Raw genomic sequence first — 23,641 nt, 5'->3', positions numbered from 1 at the left:
AATGCGAATATTGTTCACCTTTGAAAATTCCCTCGCCAGTACAGAGGCCGATGCCGAAGTCTTCACGACAACGGCCCGTTATCTCGCCGCGCTGACCGAGCGATCGTGGATGCATGTGCCGGTGGCGGAAGGGGACGCGGCCATCGTGGCGGAGCGGGTCAGCGGCCTGACGGTGGTGCCCGCGCACGCGCCGGCGCGCCCGGCGGCGCTGCGGCATTTCCTGTGTGGCCTGACGCTGCCCTTCCGGGCGGAATTCAAACAGGCCGATCTGGTCTATACCCGCAACCTCTGGGTCGCCTGGATGGCCCTGCTGTTCGGCCAGCGGGTGGCCTTCGACCACTACCGCCCCTGGCCGGACCAGATCCCGCCGCTGCAGTACTGGCTGTACCGCCTGGTCGGCCACCGGCGCTTCATCGTCAAAATCTGCCATTCCGAGTACACGCGGCGGAAGTACCTGGCGCTGGGCCTGCCGGAGGACAAGGTGCGCTGCATCCGCAACGGCTTCGAGCCCGCGCGCTTCCAGGCGCGCATCCCGGTGGCGGAGGCGAAGCGGCGCATCGGTGTCGAGCCCGACCGCAAGACGGTGGTCTATACCGGCCGGGTGAACCACAAAAAGGGCCTGGCCCTGGCCATCGAGGCGGCGAGGCTGCGGCCCGACGTGCTGTTCATCCTGGTGGGATCGTACGGCGAGGGCCCCATCGAGGTGATGGCGCGCGACGTGCCCAATGTGCGCATCGTGCCCTACCAGACGGCGGACGCGCTGGCCGATTACATCTACGCCGCCGACATCCTGCTGATCCCCCCATCCCGGCTGCCGCTGGCGGAGTTCGGGTCCACCGTCCTGCCGCTGAAGGTGTTCTTCTACCTGGCCTCCGGGCGCCCCATTCTGGCCGGACAGACGCCGGACGTGGCGGAGGTACTGCGACATGACGAGAACGCCTATCTTTGCCCGCCGGATTCCCCGGCCGAGCTGGTGGCCGGCATCGACGCGCTGTTGACCGATCCCGCCCGCGCCCACCGGCTGGCGGAAGCGGCGCTGTCCGACAGCCAGGGCTACACCTGGGCGGCACGGGCGGCGCGCATCCACGCGCTGATCCAAGAGCGCCTGACGACACCAGCGCCGGCGCGGCGCCCCTGGGGCAAGGCGGAGTTCCGGGCGTGGTTCGGCCAGTCGCGGGACTGGCTGCGGCACCTGCTGCGCACACGGGCCTTGGTCCTGCCGCCCCGGCCGGACCCCGGGACGCCCCCTTCCGCCGCTGTTGACCGCCCGTGAGCGACACCGATCATCAGCGCCACCTGCGCCGGGGGTTCAACTGGCTGGGCGGCGCCACCGTCCTGGCCAAGGTGATCGACTTCACCACTATCCTGGCGGTGCTGGGCTTCCTCAGCAAGCAGCAGGTCGGCGTCGCCTCCCTGGTCATCTCCGCCGGCATGGTGATCGAGGCCTTCGACGGCCTGGGCACGGGCGATGCCCTGCTGCAGGCCCCATCGGTCAGCAAACGCCAGTTGGACAGCCTGTTCTGGTTCATCATGGCCGCCGCCCTGGCCATGGGCGCGCTGACCCTGGTGGCGGCGCCGGGAATAGAGTTGCTGTACGGCGTGCCCGGCATGGCCGCCTATTTCATCGCGGTGGGCGCCAAGCAGCCGCTGGTGGCCGCCGCCGTCATCCCCCTGGCGCTGCTGAACCGCGACCTGCGCTATGAGCGCATCGCCATGGTCAACGTCGCCGCCACCCTGGGCGCCGCCCTCACCCGCCTGGGACTGGCCATGGCCGGGGCCGGCGCCTGGGCCCTGGTGGCGGGCTACGTCGCCAGCGGCCTTTACACCCTGATCGGCGCGACACTGGCGCGTCCTTTCCGGCCCAGCCTGCATTTCCAACGGGACGACATCCGGGGCCTGGTCCGCTTCGGGTTCCGGGCCGCGGCCGTGAACCTGTTCGAGCAGATCTTCAAGAACATCGATTTCCTGCTGGTCGGCTGGTTCTATGGTGCTGCCCCCCTGGCGCTGTACCGCGTGGCCTTCGACATCGCCATGGAGCCGGTGATGGCGGTGGGCACGCTGATCAACCGCACCGCGCTGCCCGTCTTCGCCCGCATGGCCGGGAACCGCGATGGCCTGACCCAATCGCTGACCTGGTCGCTGCGCCGGCTGGCCCTGCTGACAGCGCCGTTGATGGTAGGGCTGATCCTGGCGGCGGACTCCCTGACCGCCCTGATTCACGACGACAACGGCGGCAGCTATGCCGCCGCCGCCCTGCCCCTGAAGTTGCTGGCCGGCGCCGCCCTGCTGCGCGTCACCGCGCAACTGCTGACCCCGCTGATGATGGCCTCGGGGCGGCCGGGGCTGGCGGCGCGGCTGTCCGCCACCAGTCTGGCGCTGCTCAGCGCCGGCATCGTCGCCGTGGGCCTGCTGCTGCCGGCAGCGGCCGGCATCGTCGCCGTTTCGGCGGTATGGCTGGCGATGTACCCGCCGCTGCTGCTGTGGGGCGCCCACTACCTGCGCGGCACCTGGGGCATCGCCGCCGGCACCGTGGTCCGGGCCTTCGCCCTGCCGGGGGCGGGGATCGCCGTCATGGCGACCCTGGTTTGGCTGTTGCGCCTGCTACCGGGCAGCGAGCGGCCCGCCGCCGGGGTCGCCATCGTCGTGGCGGCCATGGCGGCGGTTTACGGCGGGCTGTTCCGCTACGACCGGGAAAAGCCGGTCAGCTGACCGGCCCCGCCGCGGACACCGGAGGCGTGGACGCCTTGGTCGTCGGGTCGGTGATGGTCTGCCGACGGCGGTCGAACATGCTCATCTGGTGCACGCAGCTCAGCGTGCAGGTGGCCGCGCAGCCCTTTTCCGTATGATACTCCCGCTTGATGTCCTCCAGCGTGTAGTCCAGCAACGGGATGTTGGGATATCCGCGCTGCTGCGAACACCAATGCACCCGGCCGTCCTCGGTGACGTAGAGATAGCGGGCGCCGGCGCGGCAGTGCCAATCGTTGCCCTGGCCGTTCATCAGGTTCTTCTGGAACAGCCAGTAATTCAGGCTGTGCACCATCGACGGCGAGATCTGGGTGACCTTCTCATAGGCCTGCATCTGCGCCGGGCTCAGCGGCTTCAGCGTGCCGCTGCCGTCGTGCAGCACACCCACCGAATGCTGCAGGCCGTATTTGGCGGCCGTCTCCGCCACCGTGACCACGTCCTGTGTCCTCTCGCCGGTCACGCCCAGCACGGAATTGACGTTCACCTTGAACTGGGCGTGCTTGGACAGCAGCTCCAGCTTGCCCTCCACCGACTTCAGGCTCTTCATCGAGATGTCGTCGGGTTCCAGGTTGTCGATGCTGATCTGCATGCCCTGGAGGCCGGCGGCGTTCAGTCGCTCGATCCATTCCTGGGTCAGGCGGAAGCCGTTGGTGATGGTGGTGACGATCATGCCGCGCTTGCGGGCGTGGCGAACCGCCTTGTCCAGGTCGGGATTCAGCAGCGGCTCCCCCCGGTGAAGGTGATGGAGGCGGTCTTCAGCATCGCCAGATGATCGACGCGCGCCAGCAGGTCCTTCAGCGGGACGGGCGGTGAGAAGTCGTCATATTCATTGCAATAGCCGCACGCCAGGTTGCAGCGGCGGGTCACCACCACCTGGGCCAGCAGCGGGGTGTAGCGTTGCCCGATGGCGCGGGCCGCGAACCGCAGGCCGGAGGCCAGGTTTTCCAGGCGGCCCGGGCGGGCGTTGTCAGTCGTCGACGTCATGAGGACATTCCGGAAAGGGGCCGGGAAGCCGGCCAGGAAACAAAAGGGGTGTGCGAAAACGGAAAGGGTGGGCATAGGGTCAGGTTGGACGATCCGGCAATCGCCGCCGGGCGGGGCGCCAGGGCGGCGGCCACCAGCGCAAACCCGCGACGTCCAGCAGCACCTCGCCCGACAGGGGGCGGCGCCCCTCATCAGCCGGCGCCTGGCCGTACAGCGTCTCCTCCACCGGCCAGCGGTGGAAGGCCGTCCAGGTCCAGGCACCCTGGCGCCGGTATACCGCCCGAAGGCGTCGCGCCATGGCGACGTCGGGCCGAACGGCGCGGCGCTCACTCCACCACGGATCACCGGCCAGGCGGGATGCGAAGGGCCAACTGGCGGCATCGACGTAATTGCTGAACCAGAGGCGGAAGCCAAGTTCCACCTGCAAGGCCGCGACGGCGCGATGGACCTGGACATGCTCGGCATGCCCGTATTCACCCCAGGGATTATGGGTGTAGACCTCGGCGCAGCCCTGCAGAACGGGGCGCAGCGCCGCGACCAGGCGGGGAAAGTTGGCCTCGTACCGGGCGCGGGCGTCCGCGTCGCGGATCGCCAGGCCGAAGGGCGTGGCCACCGGGTTGGCCCGGTCAACGGCGAAGCCGGCCCCACTTTCCGGGATGCGCAAATCCACCAGCTTGGGCAGTGGCAGGTCCGCGACCGCGCGGCGCCGTGCCGCCGCCTTGGCCGGACGGCCGAAGGGGTCGCCGAAACAGAAGACGACGCGGTCGGCGTCGGCCAGCACGGAACTGAGCCACAGGATCTCATCATCCGGGTGAGCGACCACCACGGCGGTGGGCCGCCGGCCCTCCCCCTGCCGCCCGTCATGCCGCCCGTCAAGCCACATGGCCGGTAACCCCGTCGTACAGCCGTTCCAACGCGGCGGTCTGGTGGCTGATGTCAAAATGCCGTTCGACATGGCTGCGGGCGTCCGCCCCCATGCGCCGGCGCAGGTCACGGTCGGACAGCAAGGTGTCCATGTGAGATGCCAGGGCCTCGTCATCGCGTTCCGGCGCCAACAGGCCGGTGTGACCGTCGATCACGGCCTCCGGAATGCCGCCGATGCGGCTGCCGACCACGGGAACGCCGGCGGCGGCGGCCTCCAGCACCACCATGCCCAGGCCCTCCACCCGGCCGCTGCCGGTGCGCACACTGGGCAGGACCAGCATGGCGGCGCGGCGCATGCGCGCCAACACCTCGGCATGGGGCAACGCCCCCAGGAACCGCACCCTCTCACCCACGCCCAACGTCCCCGCAAGCTGCTGCAACGATGGGCGCAAGGGCCCGTCACCGATGATGTCCAGGTGGGTCCCGGAATGCCGGGCCGCAAGGCGGGCGAAGGCGCGGATCAGATATTCCGCCCCCTTCACCTCCACCAGCCGTGCGACATGCAGAATGGTCGGCGTTTCCTCACCCCCTTCCCGGGGCCGGATCGCCTGGGTGTCCACGCCGATGTAATGCACCTGTGTCCGTTCCGGCGGGAAGCCCATGGCCAGCACCCGCTCCCGGATGAAGGCGGAGGCACAGAGGAACAGGTCGCCCTGGCGGGCCAGGCGCCCGCGGAACAGCGGATAGTTGATCCATGCCGGCGACAGCATCAGCGCCGCCGTCGACAGGGTGGCGTCAAACCCGTGGAAGGTCGTGACCAAGGGCACCCCCAGGCGCCGCGCCAACGGCAAGGCGTAGACCCCCTCCACGCCGAAGTGCGCGTGGATCAGGGCGGGGCGGCGGCCGGCGAGCAGCCGCTGATAGGGGGTGGGATCGCGGGTGAGCATCTGCCAGCCGATGCGCGGCAGGGCAAGGTGCGGCCACAAATCCCGCAGGGCCAGGGACTCGGCCCCCTGCGGCCCAGGACCGTACCGCAGGCGCCCCAGGTACAGCGGCGTATGCCGGCGCAGGAAACGCGCCTGTTCGGTGATGAAGGTTTCCGAAACCCGGAACAGGTTGTGGCGGAAGATGACCACCTCAGCCATGGGGCCGCCCCACGCCGCCCTTGCGGTCCGTTCGGTCCCGACCATACATGATGACCGACGCAGAGGACGGAAGGGCACCATGATGAGACGGGGCGTGATGATGGCGGGTATTTTGGCGGCGCTGGCCTTGCCGGCCGCCGCGCGGGCGGAAAAGGCGACCCCCATGCCGGGCCCGGCTTGCGACCCAGGCGACAGCGGCCAGGTTCGGCTGCGCATCAGCGTCACCGGCATGCGCTCGGCCCAGGGCAACGTCACCATCACCATCTACCCTGACGACGCGGAGCATTTCCTGGATGGCGCCTACAAGGTGGCGCGCCAGATCCTGCCGGTCACGTTGCCGGCGACAGAGGCCTGCATCGTCGTGCCCCAGGCTGGCCATTACGCGGTGGCGCTGTTCCATGATGAAAACGACAATGGCCATTTCGACACGACGATGCTGGGCATCCCGGCGGAGGGGTACGGTTTCTCCAACAATCCGACGCTGTACCTGGGGCCGCCGGACCTGAGCAAGGTACGCATCCCTGCCCAGACCGGGGACAACCCCGTGTCGGTGCTGATGAAATACTACTGAGCGGCCACGCGCATCTCGGGCGCGGCCGCGGCCTGGTCCCCGATCAGGCCCATGGCCCGGCCCGTCTCCGCGAACAACTGCACCGCATGGTCGATCTGCGACCGGGAATGGGCGGCGCTGACGCTGGACCGCAGCAAGGCCAGGCCCTTGGGCGTGGCCGGCGGCAGGCTCACGTTGGTGTACAGGCCCGCCTCCAGCAATTTGGACCAGAAGGTGAAGGCCGTGGCGGGGTCGGGCATGATGGCCGAAACCACGGGGCTGGCCTCCGGCCCGATGTTGAAGCCCAAATCGGCCAGCCCGGCGTGGAAGCGGCGCGCGTTGTCCAGCAACTGCTGGCGCAGGGCCGGCCGGTGGCGCAACTGGTTCAGCGCCTCCGTCACCGCCGCGACCACGGACGGCGGCAGCGAGGCCGTGAACATGTAGGGGCGGCTGGCGACGCGCAGGATGTCAAAGCCGTCCATGTCGCTGACGCAGAAGCCGCCGATGCCCCCCAGGCTTTTGGAGAAGGTGCCGACGACGAAATCGACATCGGCCTCCACCCCGGCCGCCTCGGCCAGGCCCCGGCCCGTGCGGCCCAGGACGCCCAGGGAATGGGCCTCATCGATCACCAGGTAGGCGCCCCACTTGCGCTTCACCTCGACGAATTCGCGCAGGGGCGCGGTATCGCCCAGCATCGAATAGATGCCTTCCACGACGATGATCTTGTCGCCCGGCGTGTCGGCCAGGCGGCGCAGCCGGTTGTCGAGGTCGGCGGGATCGTTGTGGCGGAAGCGGGTGACCTGGGCGTGGCCCAGGCGCGAGCCATCATAGATGCTGGCGTGGCTGTCGGCGTCCAGGATCAGGTGGTCATCCTTGCCGGCAAGCGCCGACAGGATGCCCAGGTTGGCCTGGTAGCCCGTGGAAAACACCATGCCGTGCTTGCGGCCGTAGAAGTCGGCCAGGTGCCGCTCCAACTGCCGATGCGTGCCATAGCTGCCGTTGGCCACCCGGGACCCCGTGGTGCCGACACCCAGGCGCTGGGTCGCCTCCGCCGCCGCCTCGATCACGGCGCGGTCGTAGGTCAGCCCCAGGTAATTGTTGGTGCCGAACAACAGGATCCGCCGCGCGCCGATCATCGCCTCCGTCGGGGAGAGGACGGTGTCGAAGCTGACGTTGAACGGATTGTAGCCGGTGGCCTCAAGGCTGGCGAACTGGCCTATGAGCGCCGCGTACTTGTCGAATAGGGCCATGGCTTAGGCGACACCCTTCAGGTCATGTGCCGTAGCGATAAGATCACCGATGGTCTTGACCTCGGCAATCCGGTCCAGCGGAATGGAAATATCGAGGGCGTCCTCTATTTCCATCACAAAATCCATGACCGCAACCGAGTCAAGCCCTAGTCCTTCGGTGATGTTTGTATCTTCCGACAGCTCTATTGGACTTGGCAACGACGCCCGGAGAGCGTCGAACACAAGCGCGCGGATCTGATCAATTGAGGTAGCCATGCTTTTTTATTGGCCCTGATATCGTGACGGCGCCGACGTAGCCGTAGTCGCATTTTGGGGGAAGGGTTCATATATCCAGCGTAACCTTTATAGAAGGCCGCCATCGGATTGTCATAGACATTAGTGCAAGATGTCATATATCGCGAGGGACGGTGGCCTTCTCCATGCCTAAGGGTGGTGACCGGGCCATGCCCGGGTAGCGTAACGCCCTGGACTCACGGAACGTACGGGGCGACGGACGACTTTGATCATCGAACGCTATCTGATCCGGGAAGTGGCCACGCCCTTGGCGGCTGTACTCGGCATCCTCACCGCCCTCTTCGCCGGCTACAGCACCGCGGGCTTGCTGTCCGACGCGGTGAACGGCCTGCTGCCCACGGGCGCCATCGCCGAACTGGTGGGCCTTAAGCTGCTGATCGCGCTGGAGGTGCTGGTCCCCATATCGCTGTACGTCTCGGTGGTCATGGCGTTCGGCAAGCTGTACGGCGATTCCGAGTTCACGGCCATGTACGCCCTGAACGTCTCCCCCGGCATGGTGTTGCGCGCGGTGTTCATGCTGTCGGCGGGCCTGGCCGGGGCCGTGTTGCTGCTGTCGCTGCATGTCCGGCCCTGGGCTTACGAGAAATCCCACGAGATCACCCGCCGCGCCCAGTTGTCGATGAACGTGGACGCGATGGAGTCGGGGACCTTCTACCTGAACAAGCATGGCGGCCGGGTCATCTTCTTCCCCCGCCGCGACGGAATCAGGGGTCCGGCCAAGGACGTCTTCATACAAATCCAGCATCCCGACACCACCGACATCATCATGGCAGAGAGCGCCCGCGCCCTGCCGCCGAGGCAGGATGGCGGCTCGAATGTCCGCCTGGACAACGCGCACGTCTACTTCCTGGGCAAGAGCGATACCACCCAGGATCGGATGATGGATGTGGGCAGCATCACGCTGGACCCCGCCAATCACAATATCGCCCCGGAGGAATACAGCGCGACGGGTGTACCAACCGCGCGCCTGGCCCGGTCCGGCAACCCCGCCGACATCGCGGAGTTCCAGTGGCGGCTTTCCACCCCCCTCTCCACCCTGCTGCTGGGCATGCTGGGCATGCCGCTCAGCCGCGTCCAGCCCCGGCAGGGCGGCCGCTATGCCAAGTTCGGCACGGCCATCCTGGTTTATTCGGGCTATTACCTGCTGTGCACCTCGGCCCGCACCTGGGTGCAGCATGGCACCGTCAGCGCCATTCCGGGGATCTGGTGGGCGCCGGCGTTGCTGGGGCTTTTCCTGGTGGCGGCCCTCTACTGGCCGCAGTGGAACGTCGCGTTCCACGTCCGGACCCTGCTCCGGCGGTTGGCGGGCGATCTGCGGGTTCCACCGGAACAGACGGCGCGCCATGACGCAGCTTGACCGTTACGTGGGTGGCTCCGCCCTCAAGGCCTTCCTGCTGGTGGCGGCGGGCCTGGCGGCGCTGTTCAGCCTGCTGGAGTTCGTGGAGCAGCTTAAATCGGTCGGCGAGGGGCAGTACCGGGTCTTGAACGCCCTGGTCTACGTGCTGCTGACCAGCCCGTCGCGACTGCTGCAGGTGGCGCCGGTGGCCATGCTGATCGGCACGCTGCTGGCGCTGGGCGGCCTGGCCAAGGACTCGGAGCTGACCGCCCTGCGCGCGCTCTGCGTTTCCGAAGTCCGCATCATCGCATCGGTGCTGAAGGTGTTGCCGCCGGTGATCGCCGTGCTGTTCGTCATCGCCGAATTCATCGTGCCGCCGACGCAGCACCTGGCGATAACCCAGCGATCGGCGGCACTGGCCGATTCGCCGCTGGCCGACAGCGGTGACAGCTTGTGGGCGGGCGGCGCGCAGCAGTACCTGAACGTTCAGCGGATCGAGAGCAAGAACGTCCTGCGCGGCATCAACATCTACGACTTCTCCGACGACGGACGGCTGGAAACCTTCATCCATGCCGAACGGGCGGAGATCGGGGCGGAGGGTCCCTGGCTGCTGCGCGAGGTGACGCGCAAAAGCATCGTCGCCCGGCGCTTCCAGACCGAACACCTGGAAACGCTGTCGTGGCAGTCCTTCCTGCCGGGCAAGCGGGTCCAGGACCTGATGCCGGCGCCGGAGAACATGTCGCCCACCGCCCTCTACCGCTATGCGCGGGCCATGACCCGACAGGGCCAGCGCGCCGTGCGGTATGAACAGGAATTGTGGAACAAGATCGGCATGCCCCTGGCCATGGTGGCCATGGCCCTGATCGCCGCCCCCTTCGTGTTCGGCCCGCCGCGGTCGCAGAACACCGGCCAGCAGATCACCATCGGCGCCGGCATCGGCATCGTCTTCTCATTGACCCAGCAGATCTCCAACCGACTGGATCTGCTGTTGAACCTCAACCCGGCGGTGACCGCGCTGGGCCCGTCCTGCATCCTGATCGGGCTGGCGGCGTACCTGTTCTACCGGTCGCACCGCGTCCGCCCGGTGCCGGCTATGCCGCCGCCCGTTCCAGCCCCTTAAGGAACCGGGTGTTGCGCGCCGCCTGGCGCGACAGCAACACGGCCATGATCAGGCTGAAGCCCACCAGCTCGAACCAGAAGTACAACAGCGGGTGGCCGATGGCGGCGGCGATGAAGATGCCCAGTGTGCGGTAGTTCGCCGACAGGATGGACCAGTGCCGCACCGACGGGGCGAAGGCGGCACGATAGGCGGCGCGGATATCGGGCGCCCGCGCCGGGTCGGCCGCCAGGGCCCGCCCCAGTTCCTCATGGAAACCCAGGGTGACCCCGGTGGTGAGGTACTGCAGCCGGACATAAACGCGATAGAGCGCGCCGAAACCGCCCTGGTCCCGCTTGGGCGGGGCGTCCAGCTTGGCCAACTCGGCGGATTTCCGACCCCACCCCCAGAAATTGTAGCACTGGCGCTGCATCTCATAAGCGGCCGACTGCGCGGCATGGGCGACGCCGGCGGCGACGATCACCAGCCAGACCCAGGCGCCCTGCTCTTGCGCCAAGCTGGTCGCCAAGCCGACATAGACGGCGATGAAGGTCACGTAATCGCAGATGCCGTCCAGGATCTTGCCCATCTCGGACTGGGCATTGGTCAGCCGGGCCAACTGGCCATCGGCGCCGTCCATGACATGCCAGGCGATCATCAGCAGGAAGCCGGCCACCGACCAGCCCAGGCCCTGGTAATGGGAATAGGCCCAGCCGGCCGCCAGGCCAAACGCCATCCCCGCCAGGGACACCGCGTTCGGGGTGATGCCCACGGCGGCGAAACGCGGCGTCAGCCAGGCGGAGATGGGGTGGATGAAGTAAAGGTTGGTGACTTCCTCGATCTCGGAAGTCCGCCGGACGGGTTCGCTGGTTTGCATGGTGTCAGGTCAAAGCTGGCCGGCGTCCAACAGCGTTTCCGCCTTGGCGAAGGCGGCGGGGTCGTCCACGTCGATCCAGATACGCTCACCAATGTCCAGCACCAGCGCCTTCTTCCAGCCCGCGAGCACGTTCATGGCCCCGGAAATGCTGTCGTCACCCTTGGCCTGGCTGGCCTCCAGCGCCATGAACATGCCCGGGGTGCAGAGGAAGACGCCGGTGTCGAAGGCGTTGAAGTCGCGGATGACCTTGCCGATGTTCTCGATGCGGCCGTCCACGCACTTCACGCGGGTGACATCCTCGGGATCGTTCAGCGGACGGTCGATGTTGAAATCGACCGCCAGGGTCACGGTGTCCGTTCCCACCGGCGCCGCCATCAGGGCCCGGAAAATGCCGGGATCCACCAAGTGGTCGCACATGGTCAGCAGGAAGGGTTCGGTCAACTGCGCCCGGGCCTTGTACACGGAGATGCCGTTGGCACGGTCCCATTCATCGTTGACGACGTGGGTGATGGTCACACCCAGGGTGGGCGCGAACGCATCCAACGCCGCGCGCAACTCCTGCCCGCGATAGCCGCTGACGACCACGAATTCGTCGACGCCGGCGCTGTGGGCGCCCTGGATCACCCGCTCGATCAGCGGGCTGCCCTTGATCGGGATAAGGGGCTTGGACAGCCCCTTATCCCGCAGCCGGGTTCCCTGCCCGGCGGCGACGATCAGGCACTTCATTTGGCGACGGCGAGCTTCAGCGTGTTGCCGCGGATGAAGGTCTCGGTCATCTGATAGGCGTCGTCATCGGTGTACTGCACCGGCGGATGCTTGCAGAAGTAGGCGCTGGGGCCTTCGAGAACGCCGCCGATGCCGTTATCCAGGGCCAGCTTGCAGCAGCGGATCATGTCGATGACCACGCCGGCGGAGTTGGGGGAATCCTCGACCGACAGGCGCAGCTCAATGTCCATCGGGACGTCACCGAACAGGTGGCCTTCCATGCGGATGAAGCACAGCTTGTTGTCGTTCTGCCAGGGCACATAGTCGCTGGGGCCGACGTGGATGTTCTCATCCTCGATGCGCTTGTGGGCGACGGCCTGCACCGCCTCCGTCTTCGAGGTCTTCTTGGACACCAGGCGGCTCTGGTTCTTCATGTTCAGGAAGTCGGTGTTGCCGCCGGTGTTGAGCTGGTAGGTGCGCAGCAGCTTCACGCCGCGCTTGGCGAACAGGTCGGTCAGCACGCGGTGGGTGATGGTGGCGCCCACCTGGGACTTGATGTCGTCGCCGACGATGGGCAGGTTGCGCGCCTTGAAGCGATCGGCGAACGCCTTGTCGCTGGCGATGAACACCGGCATGTTGTTGACGAAGGCCAGGCCGGCCTCCAGCGCGCATTCGGCGTAGAAGCGGGCGGCCTGCTCCGACCCCACCGGCATGTAGTTCAGCAGGACCTCGGCGCCGGTGCGCTTCAGTTCGGCCACGATCTCAGCCTTGGTCAGCTCGACCGCGTCGGAACGGACGAAGGTCCGATCCTCGGAATAGTCGGCCATGTGCTCGGAAATGCCGTCCAGCACCTGGCCCATCTTCACGATGACGCCGCTGTCGGGAATCTCGGCCTGGAAAATCTTGGTGCAATTCGGCTTGGCGAAGATGGCGCGGTGCACATCCGTGCCGACCTTGCGGGCATCGACGTCGAAAGCGGCCACCACCTCGATGTCGCACGGCAGGTAACCGCCGATCTCGCGGTGCATGAGACCGACCACACCCTCCCGGCACCGTTCCGCCGTGTAGTAGTGGATGCCTTGGATGAGCGCGCTCGCGCAGTTTCCGATCCCCGCAATGGCGATACGGATTTTGCCCTTTTGCATGACGTAACCTGTGAGTTGCTAGGTTATCGGAACCACGTCTGCCGCGTTTTGTTGCGGACAGCTTATCGTTGCAGCGGCGATACCCCGCGCACTTGCATGACGATAATGCGTGAAACAGCTTAGAAACAGCACTGACATATTTCTGCTAAGTCATATCCTGAACACCCGGTCGCTGCGAGGGGCGATGCCAGCACCTTTTCGGGAGGGAGCCTCCACCCGCGCGCATATTGCGTTTTAGCTACTAATTTGCATAGCTGTCAGCAGCCTTTCAGCTAGCCACGGTAGAGCTAGGTTAGAATTCCGACTATGACGTCAGCCACACCCTCCCATCGTCCTGGGCTTCCCGTGCGTTACGCGGATTTCGGTTCCATCGCCGAGGCGCTGGATTACGCGGCACAAGGGCCCACCGGCTTCAACTTTTACTCGGGCAAAGGTGTACTCAGCGAAGCGCTTACTTACGCCAGGCTGCGCGACGAGGCGATCACCCTCGCCCGGCGGCTGCTGGGCGCCGGCCTGCAACCGGGTGAGCGCGTCGGCCTGATCGCCGAAAGCGACGGCGACTTCGTCCGCGCCTTCTTCGCCTGCCAGTATGCCGGCCTGGTGCCGGCCCCCCTGCCCCTGCCCGCCGCCTTCGGGGGCAAGGACGCCTACATCGCGCACATCCGGCGCATGCTGGAAAGCTGCGAGGCGACGGCGGCCTTCGGTCCCGCCCTGCTGAGCGACTGGCTGGCCCCCGCGGTGGCGGGATTGGGTCTCCGGATCTCCGGCACGCTGGACCAGCTGGCGACCGTGGCGCCGCATGACGGGGACCTGCCGCCGCAGGATCTGGACGGCATCAGCTATCTGCAATTCTCGTCCGGCAGCACCCGCTTCCCCATGGGAATCGCCGTCACCCACCGCGCCTTTCTCAGCAACGCCGCCCATGTGGGCCGCAGCGGACTGATGATCGGCGACGGCGACCGGTGCGTGTCCTGGCTGCCGTTTTACCACGACATGGGCCTGGTCGGTTTCCTGCTGATCCCCATGGCCTGCCAGGTGTCAGTGGATACGCTGCCGACGCGGGAGTTCGCGCGCCGGCCGCTGATCTGGCTGGACCTCATCAGCCGCAACCGAGGCACCATCTCCTACAGCCCGTCCTTCGGCTATGAGTTGTGCGCGCGGCGGGCGGAGACGCTGCCGACCAACGGCATCGACCTGTCGAGCTGGCGCAGCGCCGGCATCGGCGGCGACATGATCCGGCCCAAGGTGCTGGCCAACTTCGCCAGCCGCTTCGCCGCCAACGGCTTCAGCGCCGGCGCCTTCGTGCCCAGCTACGGCATGGCGGAGGCCACTCTGGCCTTGAACTTCACCCCCAGGGGCCAGGGCGCCCAGGTCGATGTGGTTGACAGCATCGTCCTGGAGAACGAGCACCGGGCCGTGGCGCCGGCGAACGACGGGGACCGCAGCCGCACCTTCGTCCTGTGCGGGCGTATTCTGCCCGAGCATGAGATCGAGGTGCGCGACGCGACCGGGGCGCCACAGCCGCCCCGCCGCATCGGCCGTATTTTCGTCCGCGGGCCCAGCCTGATGAGCGGCTATTACGGCGCGCCCGAGGAAACGGCCCGCGTCCTGGATGCCGATGGTTGGCTGGACACCGGCGACCTGGGCTATCTGCTGGATGACCAGATCGTCATCACCGGCCGGGCCAAGGACCTGATCATCGTCAACGGCCGCAACCTGTGGCCCCAGGATCTGGAATGGACCGCCGAGGCGGAGGTCAATTCCCTGCGCAGCGGCGACGTCGCGGTCTTCTCTGTCGATAACGGGCTGGAGGAAGAGGTGGTGACGCTGGTCCAGTGCCGCAGCCCCGATCCGGCGGCGCGGGACTCGCTGACCAACGCCATCGCCAATGTCTTCCGCACCCGGCACGGCGTCATGTCGCGCATCGTCCTGGTCCCCCCGCACAGCCTGCCGCAGACGACGTCGGGCAAGCTCAGTCGCAGCCGCGCGCGGGCGATGTACCTGGACGGCGCCTTCACCGCCGCCAACGCGCCGCCGGTGGCCAAGAGCGCATGACGGGCGCGCCCCTTGTCGCGGTCACCGGGGCGACGGGGTTTCTCGGCGGACATCTTGTCCAGGCCCTGGCCGACGCGGGCGCGCGGGTGCGCATCCTGGCCCGCCGGCCTCCGGCCGCAGGGGCAAGCCGGGATGTGGAGGTCATCCCGGGTGATCTGGCGGACGACGGCGCCCTGCGGCGCCTGGTCCGGAACGCCCACGTCCTGATTCACGCCGCCGGGCTGATCAAGGCGCGGGATCGGGAAACCTTCCTGCGCGTCAACCGCGACGGCGCCGCCCTGGTGGGCCGGATCCTGAGGGAGACGGCGCCCGGCGCGCGACTCGTCGCTGTTTCCTCCCTCGCCGCGCGAGAGCCGGAGCTATCCCCGTACGCCGCCAGCAAGCGGGCGGGTGAGGACGCGCTGCGCCTGGCCCATGCTGACGCGCCGCGCGCCTTGACCATCCTGCGGCCGCCCATGATCTATGGCCCCGGGGATCGCGAGACCCTGGCCATCTTTCAGGCGGCACGCTGGCCCTGGGCGGTGTTGGTCGGTACCGGACGCATCGCGGCCATCCATGTCGCGGACGCCGCCGCCGCCATCGCGGCCGTGGCGATCGGCCCGAATGCGGACCAGGCGGCCGGCCGCACCTGGGCCCTGGCCGACGACACGCCCGGCGGCTACCCCATGGCCGAGGTGATGCGCCAGGCCGCCCACGCGATGGGGCGCCCCTCCCCACCGCGCTTGATCGCCATTCCGGGGCCGATGCTGCTGGCCGCCGGGCGGCTGTCGTCCCGATGGGGGGCGTTGCGGGGCACGGCCCCCATCTTCACCGAGGGCAAGGCGCGGGAAATCCTACATCCGGACTGGACCGTGCCGCCGCATGAGCTGCTGCCCAGCGCCCTCCATACCGCCCGGATCGGCCTGGCGGAGGGGTTCCGCGACACCGTCGCCTGGTACAGGGCCGCCGGCTGGCTGAAATAAGCCAAGCGGCGGCTTGGCCTTACAGGTCCTGACCGTAGATGCGGTAGGTCTTGTACGCGACGCCGCCCAGGCTTTCGTTGATGCGGCGCATGGGCATGTTGTTCTCCAGGATCCAGGACAGTTCGATCTGCTGGAACCCCATGGCGGCGGCATCCTTGCGCACCGCGTCGATGAGCAGGAAGGGCAGCAGGCTGCCGATCACGCCTTGCGACGCCGACTTGCGGATGCCCATCAGCGGCACACGGGCGCTCTTCAGCCCCGCGACCTTCATCCGCCACAACAGCTTGGCCCAACCGAAGGGCAACAGGCGACCGTTCAGGTCGCGGATCGCCTCGTTCAAGTTCGGCAGGCAAACGATGAAGCCCACCGGCTGCCCGCCCATCTCCACGAAGCGGACCAGGCGGGGGTCCAGCAAGGGCCGCAACGACTTCGCCAGGTGATCGGTCTCGATCTCCGTCAGGGGCACGAAGCCCCAGTTATCCTGCCACGCATCGTTGAAGATAGAAGTGACGGCCCGGATCTCGTCGTCGTAGCGCTTGAAGTCCATGCGGCGAACGGTCAGGCCCTTGGGCAACGGCCGCTCGATCAGCCGACGGGCGCCGGCGGGCAGCGGCTGGGTGATGTCGTAGATATAGGCGTAGACATCCATATCCTTGCCCAGCCCCTGCTCCTCCAGCCGCGGCCCGAGATAGGGCTTGTCATGGCCCATCAGCAACATGGGCGGGGTATCGAACCCATCCACCAGCAGGCCGATCTCCTCATTGATGTTGAGGTTGAAGGGGCCCTGCATGCGGGTCATGCCGCGCGACCGCAGCCAGGCCGCCGCCGTCTCCAACAGCGCCTTGACCACCGTGGCATCATCCTCCGCGGCGATCATGCCGAACTGACCGGCGACACCGGGGTCGCGCGCCCGGGCGTGATGGTCGATCTGCGCGCTGATGCGGCCCACGTCGCGGCCGTCGCGGCGCGCCAGCCAGAACTGGACATCGGCGTGTCCGAAGAACGGGTTCTTGCTGGTCAGCGCCTCTTTCCGTTCCAGGTGCAGCGGCGCGATGTAGTGGGGATCGTCCTTGTGCAGCCTCTCGGGCAGCCGGATGAAGCGGTCGAGCAGGGCGGCGCCCGCGACCGGAATGATCTCAACCGAACTCACGAGGCGGCACCCCCTGTCTCAGAAGCGGCGAAGGCGGACGGCGGACGGTCACGCGGCGGCGCGCCGGTCGCGCGCATCACCCAGGGATAACGCTGCGCCTCGGCGACGTCATAGCCCAGGTTGAAGACGGTGGCGCTTTTCGGGCAATCGCGGGCGGACGCGAAATAGGTTCCGAACAGCCGGTCGGGGGTGAAGCTGACGATACCCAAGTTGGTATCCTCATTATGGAAATGGTGGATCAGATGATCCCGCTTCAGCTTCAGGATGAACGGGTTCGTGGGCTTGTAATTCAGATGCTGGATGCAGTGGATGAATTCATAAACGCAAGTCAGGACCAGGCCCATGGACAGCGCGGCGGCGGCGGCCGGCCAGCCGCCGATGGCATAGCCGACGGGCACCGTCACGCACGCGATGGTGGGCAGCGTGTTCAGCGGCGAACCGAACAGGACCTCCAGCAGGTGGGGATCCTGATGATGGTCGAAATGGATGCGTTTCCACAGCGTGGCGGTCCACTTCATCTTGTACAGCCAGCGACCATGCAGGATGTAGCGGTGAATGAGGTACCACGCCATCGGGTACACCAGGAAAACGGCCACCATCGCCAGCGCCGGCGTAACGGCGCTGTCCGCCGTCAGGGCGGCGAAGACGGCCGCGAAGACGGCCAGGGCCGCGTATACCTGGATCGCGGGATGGGTGAGATACGCGCCCCACAGGTCCGCCAGGGTCATGCGGCCCAGGTCGTAACTGCGCCCGTGCCAAGCGCGGCCCCAGGCGAGCTTTTGCGCCATTTTCATCGTCCTTGGGTTTCTGGAAAGCCGTCCGAACAAGAAACGGCGAACAAGGAAACGGGTCCCCGTTCTATCGCGGTTGCGCGAATTTGGTAAAGGACCATTTCCGGCCCCGTGCCACTCACCGGCCGGAGGACGGCCGAACGGCGAGATAGACGGTGCTCCACAATTGGGCGGCGTCGAGCAGGAGCGTCGTCGCCAACCGGGACCAGGGAGAGATACCCCGAGAAGCGAAGGGGACACCGCCGCCCGATCAGCCCACCCCCCAGAAGTGGGCCGGGACCATGACCTTCCCCGCCTGGTAGATGCCCCGGTCGGCGCCCGGCTCCGCCAGGAAATAAGGCCCGTCCAGGTCAACCACGTCGCATAGCTGGGCCAGCACGAATCCCGGCGCCGTGGAAAGGACCGAGCCCGCCATGTTGCCGACCATGACGCCCAGGCCCAGGTGCCGGGCCTCCGCCACCATGGCCAGCCCCTCGGTCAGGCCGCCGCACTTGTCCAGCTTGATGTTGACGATGTCGAAGCGACCCTGATGCTGCCGCAGCTCCGCCAGGTCCAGGATGCTTTCATCCGCCGCCACTGGCAGCGGCGCGTCCCAGCCATCCAGCAGATGCTCGCTGCCCCGCCGTATCGGCTGCTCCAGAAGCGCGACGCCCTGGTCCACCAACAGGGCGGCCAAGGGTTCCAGGTCCTTCGCGCCGAAGCCCTGGTTGGCGTCGACCGAAAGCCAGACATCGGGCCGCCGGGCGCGCACGGCCCGCACCCGTTCCGTGTCCGCCGCCAAATCACCCTCCAGCTTCAGCTTGATGGCGGTGGCGCCGGTAAAACCCTCCAACCGGCGCAGGATCTCCGCCGGATCGTCGGCCGGCAGGGTGAAGGTGGTCACCTGGGGCCGGGGTTCCGGCACGCCGGCCAGCCGCCAGACCGGCGTCCCGGTCTGGAAGGACTCAAGCTCCCACAGCGCGCAATCCAGGGCGTTGCGGGCACCACCCGGCGGCAGCAGGGATTGCAGGCCCCGGCGGTCCACGCCCGCCTCCAGGGCGTCGCGCACCCGTTCGATCTCCCGCTCCATATGGGGTGGGTCGTCGTTCAGGTAATAGACGCCGGCCGCCTCGCCATGGCCGAAGTGGTCCCCGTCACCCAGGGTGACGATGACGGCCGGCATGGCGTTCAGCAGATAACCAGAGATGCGGAACGGTTCACGCATGCGCATGGCGTCCCGGCGATAGGTAATGGAAAGGCTCACCGACTGACACTCCGAGCGGTTCGGGAGGCGTGGAGGAAAAGCAGGGCGGCCGCCCCCGCCAGCGGGGCGATGACCAGCGTCAGCGATTGGCCGATGGCCAGGGGATCGGCGAAGACGTGGTCGGTGACATAGCCGGTGAGCGTGGCGCCGCCGCCCAGGCCCAGCAGGATGTTGCCGAAGGAAATAAAGGACACGGTCAGGCCCCGGGCCCGGTTGGGCACGATCTCCTGCACCGCCGTGATGCCGATGGTGCCGGCGGCGCTGGAAAACAGGGTCCACAGGGTGACCGCGGCCAGCACCTGCGACGAGGAGGACGTCAGCGACACCAAGGCGAAAGGAAAGGCCAGGACGGTGCAGACGGTGGCGACCCAGATGCGGCCAGGAGGACCGTACCGCTTGACCGCCACGTCGCTGATGACACCGCCCGCGACCGTCGCCACCACCCCGGCGACGACGACCAGGGAGCCGAGCGCCAGGCCCACCGCATCCGGCGTCATGGCGTAGCGGCGGCTGAGCAGGGCCGGGGCCCAGGCGATGAGGGCGAAGTCCCCCACGGACATGAAGGCGCAGCAGACGATGACCGGGATCAGCACCGCGCGCACGGCCGCCAGCTGGGCGACAATCTCGCGCAGCGCCGTCGCCTCCCGCCCGCCAGCCAAAGCCACGCCCGCCGATACTTCACTGCGTCGTGCGGGTTCGCGGATGGGCAGCAGGGCCAGCAACAGCGGCAGGCCGGCGAGGCCCAACAGCACGAGCACCGCGCGCCAGGCGGCCAGCCCGTCCAGCAAGGGAACGCCCTGGAAGCCGCCGGACGCCGCCAAGCCCAGCACGGCGCCGCCGATGGCGATGGCGACACCGCCGCCTATGGTCATACCCATGACAAAGACGCCGGTGGCCAGGCCCCGGCGTTCGGCCGGGAACATGTCGGCGATCATGGACATGGCGGCAGGCGCCAGGGCCGCCTCCCCCACCCCCACGATCAGGCGGCCGGCGAACAGCACCCAGAACGAGGGCGCGTAGCCGCACAGCAGCGTGCCGACGCTCCACAATCCGACGCCGGCCCAGATGACGGCGCGGCGCGGCAGTATGTCGGCCAGGCGACCCAGCGGCAGCCCGGCGATGGAATAGATGAGCGCGAAGGCGACACCCTGCAGCACCCCGATCTGGGTATCGCTGATGCCGAGGTCGTCCCGTATGGGATCCACCAGCAGGCTGAGGATCTGCCGGTCCGTGTAGGACAGGACGGCCGCGACGCAAAAAAGGCTCACGACCGACCAGGCCACCACGGGCCGCGGCCATGCCTGGGTGTCCCTGGTGGTTATGCCACTGTCGAGGGGTACGATCTGCATGATGGGATCAGCATCACACAGCCTGCTGGATGTTTCAATATCAGAAACAGCGACTCAAACCGTTTCCTCGTCCGTGGCCGGCGACAGCTTCCACGCCTTGGCCGCGGACTGGGCCAGGCGCTGGATTCCAGGCCCGGCGCAGACGGACAGCACGCGGCAGGTCTCCTCGCTCACGCGCACGTAGACGTGGCTCATGCCGCTGTCGAAGTAGACGGAATCGCCGGCCTCGAGGCGCAAGGGGGCATAAAGGTCGGTATGCAGTTCCATGGCGCCGGACAGGACGTACAGGTACTCCTCCCCCGAATGGCGCACCATGCCCCCCATTTCCTCCACGCTGCGCGCCCTTACTTCAATGATGATCGGGACCATCAATTTGCCCAGCAAGTCCGCCGCCGGGTACTGATGGGCGTGCAGGTCGGAGGTGGCGCCGGGGGAACGACCGGCGCGGGATACGCTGCGGCGGCCGCCCGCCGGCGGAGCCGGCGTCTCGGGACCGGCGCCGCTGACCAGGGTGCCGATGTCCACGCCTAACCCCTGCGCCAGGCGCAGCAGCTTGTCGTAGGTCATTTCCATCTTGCCGTTCTCCAGCTTGGACAGGGTGGAGAACGGCATGCCGATACGGGCCGCCAGCGCGCGCAACGTCAGCCCCTGCTTGACCCGCGCCGCCCGCAAGGCCAGCGCCGGATGGGCCCGGTCCGAGGCAGGTTTGGCCATGCGTGCGTCTCCTTCATGCTCAAGCTTTCCAAGGCCCCCAAGTTGCATCAGGGCCTGACAGAAAACCAGTGCTGCGACACCGGCCATTCGCGCCGCAGAAACACTGTTGCCAAATCTGAAACACGTGCCATCATACGCGCCAGATAACGATCAGGGAGATCGGGCAAATGCGGGGAACCAGGGCATTCCTCTGCGCTGGCGTGGCGGCGTTGGCCGTCAACACCGGCGCCTGGGCGCAACAGGCACCGAACGCGGCGGGACCGGCGGCCGCACCCGCCGCGCCCGACGTGCTGGACGAAATCGTCGTCACGGCGCAGAAGCGGACCGAACGGCTGATCGACGTGCCCCAGTCCGTTTCCGCCGTCTCGGCGGAGGCCCTGCAGCAGGCCCATGCCGAACGGCTGGATGATTATTTCACCCGCGTGCCCAGCGCCGCGCTGGTGGAGACGCAGGCGGGCCAGGCGCGCCTGATCCTGCGCGGAGTGAATACCGGCGGGGTGGGGGCGACGGTCGCCACCTATGTGGACGAGACGCCCTATGGATCGGCCACATCGCTGGCCAATGGCTCCATTCTGACCCCCGACCTGGACCCGTCGGACCTGGAACGGGTGGAGGTGCTGCGCGGCCCCCAGGGCACGCTCTACGGCGCCAACTCCCTGGGCGGCCTCATCAAGTACGTGACGGTGGCGCCCAGCACGGACGGCGTCCACACCGCCGCGGAGATCAGCACCGAGTCCGTGGCCCACGGCGATACCGGCTGGTCCGGCCGCGCGTCGGTCAACGTGCCCCTGGCCGACAGCCTGGCCGTGCGGGCCAGCGGCTTCTACCGCCGGGACCCCGGTTTCATCGACGACCAGCGCGGCAAGGACATCAACGACGGCCGCACCTATGGCGGCCGCGTCTCCGCCCTGTTCCGCCCAACGGACGCCCTCACCCTGCGCGGGTCGGTGGTCGTGCAGAACCTGGACAGCAACGGCACCAACCAGGTCGACGTCGACCCCATCACGCTGCGCCCGGTTCTGGGCGATTACCGGCAGGCGCGCGTGGTCGCCCAGCCCAATGACATGCAGTATCGGGTCTACAACCTGACCGGCACCTATGATTTCGGCCCGGTGCAGCTTCTGTCCTCCACCAGCTACAGCACCCTGTTGCAGAACGCGCTGGTGGATGTGAGCGGCGTTTACGGCGATGTGCTGACAGGAGCCTTCGGCGTGCCCCTCGGCGCGTCGCAGGTGCAGCGGGTGCAGCAGCGCCGCCTCACCGAGGAAATGCGCCTGGCCTCCACCGGCGGCGACCGGCTGGACTGGACGGTGGGCGGCTTCTACACGCGGGAGCGGAACGCCGTCATCCAGTCGGTCAACGGCGTGGACAACCCAAGCGGGGCGCCCATCGCCGACTTCGCCAACCTGGCCGATGTCCGGCTCGACTCCCGCTATGAGGAATATGCCGGCTTCGCCAGCGGTACCCTGCACATCACCGACCAGATCGACCTGACGGTCGGCGGGCGCTACAGCCACAACGAACAGGACGCGGTGCAGTTGGGCAGCGGTCCCCTGGCCGGCGACGCGAACTACACCGCCAACTCTTCCGACGGGGTGTTCACCTATTCCGTCGCGCCATCGTTCAAGCCGAACGAGGACACCACCCTGTACGTCCGCGTGGCGCGCGGCTACCGCCCCGGCGGCCCCAACGTGTTGCCGCCCACAGCACCCGGCGCCGTGCCCCGGCAATTCGGCGCCGACACCACCACGAACTATGAAATCGGCGTGAAGTCCGAGGCGTGGGGACGCCGGCTGTCGCTGGAACTGACGGGCTTCTACATCGACTGGAACAACATCCAGCTGTTCAGTTCGGTCGACGACTACGGCGTCAACATCAACGGCGGTTCCGCCCGCAGCCGGGGCATCGAGGCGTCGGTCACGGTCAAGCCGGTGAGCGGCCTGACCGTGTCGCTGAACGGGGCCCTGGTCGATGCCGCGCTCACCAGCGACGCGCCCCCGCTGGTCGGCGGCCTCAAGGGCGACCGCCTGCCCTACACCGCCCGCTATTCCTCCACCCTGGCGGTGGAATATCAGCGGCCCCTGAGTGGGACGGTCGATGGGTTCGCCGGCGTCAGTTGGCGCTACACCGGGGACCGCCTCTCGGCCTTCGACACCAGCTACGGCCAACGGCACCTCAGCGCCTACAGCCAGGTGGACGCCCATGCCGGGGTCACCATGGGCCCCTATCGGATCGAGGCGTTCGTGCGCAACCTGACAGACAGCCGCGGCATCCTGGATGTGGGCGCCGCCGGGTCGGCCCTCGACGGCAACGTCACTGCGGCCATCGTGCGTCCCCGTTCCTTCGGGGCCACGCTTGGCTTCCGCTACTAAAGGCAAGGACAGGA

General features: G+C 67.6%; 22 protein-coding genes. 8 read left to right on the top strand and 14 right to left on the bottom strand.

The annotated features are described in order from the left end of the window. The first annotated feature begins 1 nt into the window (after window position 1). Entirely contained in the window at window positions 2-1,273 is a 1,272-nt protein-coding gene (locus ULB03_RS00745; protein WP_322481407.1) for a glycosyltransferase family 4 protein, read from the top strand. Further along, on the top strand, window positions 1,270-2,709 hold the full coding sequence (locus ULB03_RS00740; RefSeq protein WP_322481406.1) for an oligosaccharide flippase family protein: 1,440 nt from the start codon (window positions 1,270-1,272) through the stop codon (window positions 2,707-2,709). Before ULB03_RS00745 ends, ULB03_RS00740 begins: the two co-directional genes overlap by 4 nt. Here the strand turns inward: ULB03_RS00740 and ULB03_RS00735 are convergent. From ULB03_RS00735 to ULB03_RS00720, 4 genes are all read right to left on the bottom strand, one after another. Beyond that, window positions 2,702-3,451, bottom strand: a complete 750-nt coding sequence (locus tag ULB03_RS00735) for a radical SAM protein (protein ID WP_322481720.1) — start codon at window positions 3,449-3,451, stop codon at window positions 2,702-2,704. The two genes, ULB03_RS00740 and ULB03_RS00735, sit on opposite strands and share 8 nt — an antisense overlap. Window positions 3,452-3,459: 8 nt before the next feature. Continuing rightward, a complete protein-coding gene (locus ULB03_RS00730; protein ID WP_322481405.1) occupies window positions 3,460-3,729 on the bottom strand; it encodes a radical SAM protein in 270 nt (89 codons plus the stop codon). A gap of 79 nt (window positions 3,730-3,808) precedes the next feature. After that, a complete protein-coding gene (locus ULB03_RS00725; protein ID WP_322481404.1) occupies window positions 3,809-4,612 on the bottom strand; it encodes a PIG-L family deacetylase in 804 nt (267 codons plus the stop codon). After that, window positions 4,602-5,738, bottom strand: coding sequence for a glycosyltransferase (locus ULB03_RS00720; RefSeq protein WP_322481403.1), 1,137 nt, complete (start codon window positions 5,736-5,738; stop codon window positions 4,602-4,604). Before ULB03_RS00720 ends, ULB03_RS00725 begins: the two co-directional genes overlap by 11 nt. 79 nt (window positions 5,739-5,817) lie before the next feature. On the opposite strand from ULB03_RS00720, the gene ULB03_RS00715 reads away from it, so the two are divergent. Further along, window positions 5,818-6,309: a DUF2141 domain-containing protein gene (locus ULB03_RS00715; RefSeq protein WP_322481402.1), complete on the top strand. Its 492-nt coding sequence runs from the start codon at window positions 5,818-5,820 to the stop codon at window positions 6,307-6,309. Here the strand turns inward: ULB03_RS00715 and spt are convergent. Together spt and ULB03_RS00705 are read right to left on the bottom strand one after the other, a co-directional pair. Next, complete coding sequence (spt, locus tag ULB03_RS00710) at window positions 6,303-7,538, bottom strand: serine palmitoyltransferase (protein ID WP_322481401.1); 1,236 nt, start codon at window positions 7,536-7,538, stop codon at window positions 6,303-6,305. The two genes, ULB03_RS00715 and spt, sit on opposite strands and share 7 nt — an antisense overlap. Window positions 7,539-7,541: 3 nt before the next feature. Further along, window positions 7,542-7,793 carry an acyl carrier protein gene (locus ULB03_RS00705; RefSeq protein ID WP_322481400.1) on the bottom strand — a complete coding sequence of 84 codons (252 nt, stop codon included), beginning with the start codon at window positions 7,791-7,793 and terminating at the stop codon, window positions 7,542-7,544. A 244-nt stretch (window positions 7,794-8,037) separates the two neighbouring features. On the opposite strand from ULB03_RS00705, the gene lptF reads away from it, so the two are divergent. Beyond that, window positions 8,038-9,189, top strand: a complete 1,152-nt coding sequence (gene lptF, locus ULB03_RS00700; protein ID WP_322481399.1) for an LPS export ABC transporter permease LptF — start codon at window positions 8,038-8,040, stop codon at window positions 9,187-9,189. Further along, the gene (gene lptG / locus ULB03_RS00695) at window positions 9,176-10,288 is read left to right on the top strand and encodes an LPS export ABC transporter permease LptG (protein WP_322481398.1); all 1,113 of its coding nucleotides are present in this window, start codon (window positions 9,176-9,178) and stop codon (window positions 10,286-10,288) included. Before lptF ends, lptG begins: the two co-directional genes overlap by 14 nt. Here the strand turns inward: lptG and ULB03_RS00690 are convergent. From ULB03_RS00690 to ULB03_RS00680, 3 genes are read right to left on the bottom strand one after another with little or no spacing between them, the layout of a single operon-like run. Further along, the gene (locus ULB03_RS00690; RefSeq protein ID WP_322481397.1) at window positions 10,260-11,141 is read right to left on the bottom strand and encodes a CDP-alcohol phosphatidyltransferase family protein; all 882 of its coding nucleotides are present in this window, start codon (window positions 11,139-11,141) and stop codon (window positions 10,260-10,262) included. The genes lptG and ULB03_RS00690 overlap by 29 nt on opposite strands. 9 nt (window positions 11,142-11,150) lie before the next feature. Then, complete coding sequence (locus ULB03_RS00685; RefSeq protein ID WP_322481396.1) at window positions 11,151-11,867, bottom strand: phosphocholine cytidylyltransferase family protein; 717 nt, start codon at window positions 11,865-11,867, stop codon at window positions 11,151-11,153. Further along, window positions 11,864-12,991 carry an inositol-3-phosphate synthase gene (locus ULB03_RS00680; protein ID WP_322481395.1) on the bottom strand — a complete coding sequence of 376 codons (1,128 nt, stop codon included), beginning with the start codon at window positions 12,989-12,991 and terminating at the stop codon, window positions 11,864-11,866. The genes ULB03_RS00685 and ULB03_RS00680 overlap by 4 nt, the downstream gene beginning before the upstream one ends. Window positions 12,992-13,336: 345 nt before the next feature. On the opposite strand from ULB03_RS00680, the gene ULB03_RS00675 reads away from it, so the two are divergent. Further along, on the top strand, window positions 13,337-15,046 hold the full coding sequence (locus ULB03_RS00675) for a fatty acyl-AMP ligase (protein ID WP_416210967.1): 1,710 nt from the start codon (window positions 13,337-13,339) through the stop codon (window positions 15,044-15,046). Next, window positions 15,043-16,008 carry an NAD-dependent epimerase/dehydratase family protein gene (locus ULB03_RS00670; protein WP_322481393.1) on the top strand — a complete coding sequence of 322 codons (966 nt, stop codon included), beginning with the start codon at window positions 15,043-15,045 and terminating at the stop codon, window positions 16,006-16,008. Before ULB03_RS00675 ends, ULB03_RS00670 begins: the two co-directional genes overlap by 4 nt. Before the next feature lie 19 nt (window positions 16,009-16,027). Here ULB03_RS00670 and ULB03_RS00665 read toward each other — a convergent pair whose 3' ends face one another. From ULB03_RS00665 to ULB03_RS00645, 5 genes are all read right to left on the bottom strand, one after another. Continuing rightward, on the bottom strand, window positions 16,028-17,158 hold the full coding sequence (locus tag ULB03_RS00665) for a dATP pyrophosphohydrolase (RefSeq protein ID WP_322481392.1): 1,131 nt from the start codon (window positions 17,156-17,158) through the stop codon (window positions 16,028-16,030). After that, complete coding sequence (locus tag ULB03_RS00660; protein WP_322481391.1) at window positions 17,155-17,946, bottom strand: sterol desaturase family protein; 792 nt, start codon at window positions 17,944-17,946, stop codon at window positions 17,155-17,157. Before ULB03_RS00660 ends, ULB03_RS00665 begins: the two co-directional genes overlap by 4 nt. 253 nt (window positions 17,947-18,199) lie before the next feature. Then, complete coding sequence (locus ULB03_RS00655) at window positions 18,200-19,192, bottom strand: dipeptide epimerase (RefSeq protein ID WP_322481390.1); 993 nt, start codon at window positions 19,190-19,192, stop codon at window positions 18,200-18,202. After that, window positions 19,189-20,460, bottom strand: a complete 1,272-nt coding sequence (locus ULB03_RS00650; protein WP_322481389.1) for an MFS transporter — start codon at window positions 20,458-20,460, stop codon at window positions 19,189-19,191. Before ULB03_RS00650 ends, ULB03_RS00655 begins: the two co-directional genes overlap by 4 nt. Before the next feature lie 135 nt (window positions 20,461-20,595). Beyond that, window positions 20,596-21,255 carry a helix-turn-helix domain-containing protein gene (locus ULB03_RS00645; RefSeq protein ID WP_322481388.1) on the bottom strand — a complete coding sequence of 220 codons (660 nt, stop codon included), beginning with the start codon at window positions 21,253-21,255 and terminating at the stop codon, window positions 20,596-20,598. Window positions 21,256-21,422: 167 nt separating this feature from the next. Here ULB03_RS00645 and ULB03_RS00640 point away from each other — a divergent pair, with 167 nt between their 5' ends. Next, window positions 21,423-23,627, top strand: a complete 2,205-nt coding sequence (locus ULB03_RS00640) for a TonB-dependent receptor (RefSeq protein ID WP_322481387.1) — start codon at window positions 21,423-21,425, stop codon at window positions 23,625-23,627. Window positions 23,628-23,641: the final 14 nt, after the last annotated feature.

The organism is Nitrospirillum goiasense (assembly GCF_034427435.1).
Taxonomy (GTDB): domain Bacteria; phylum Pseudomonadota; class Alphaproteobacteria; order Azospirillales; family Azospirillaceae; genus Nitrospirillum.
Note: the sequence above shows the minus strand (reverse complement) of the source record. Positions and strands in the feature narration are given on the sequence as shown.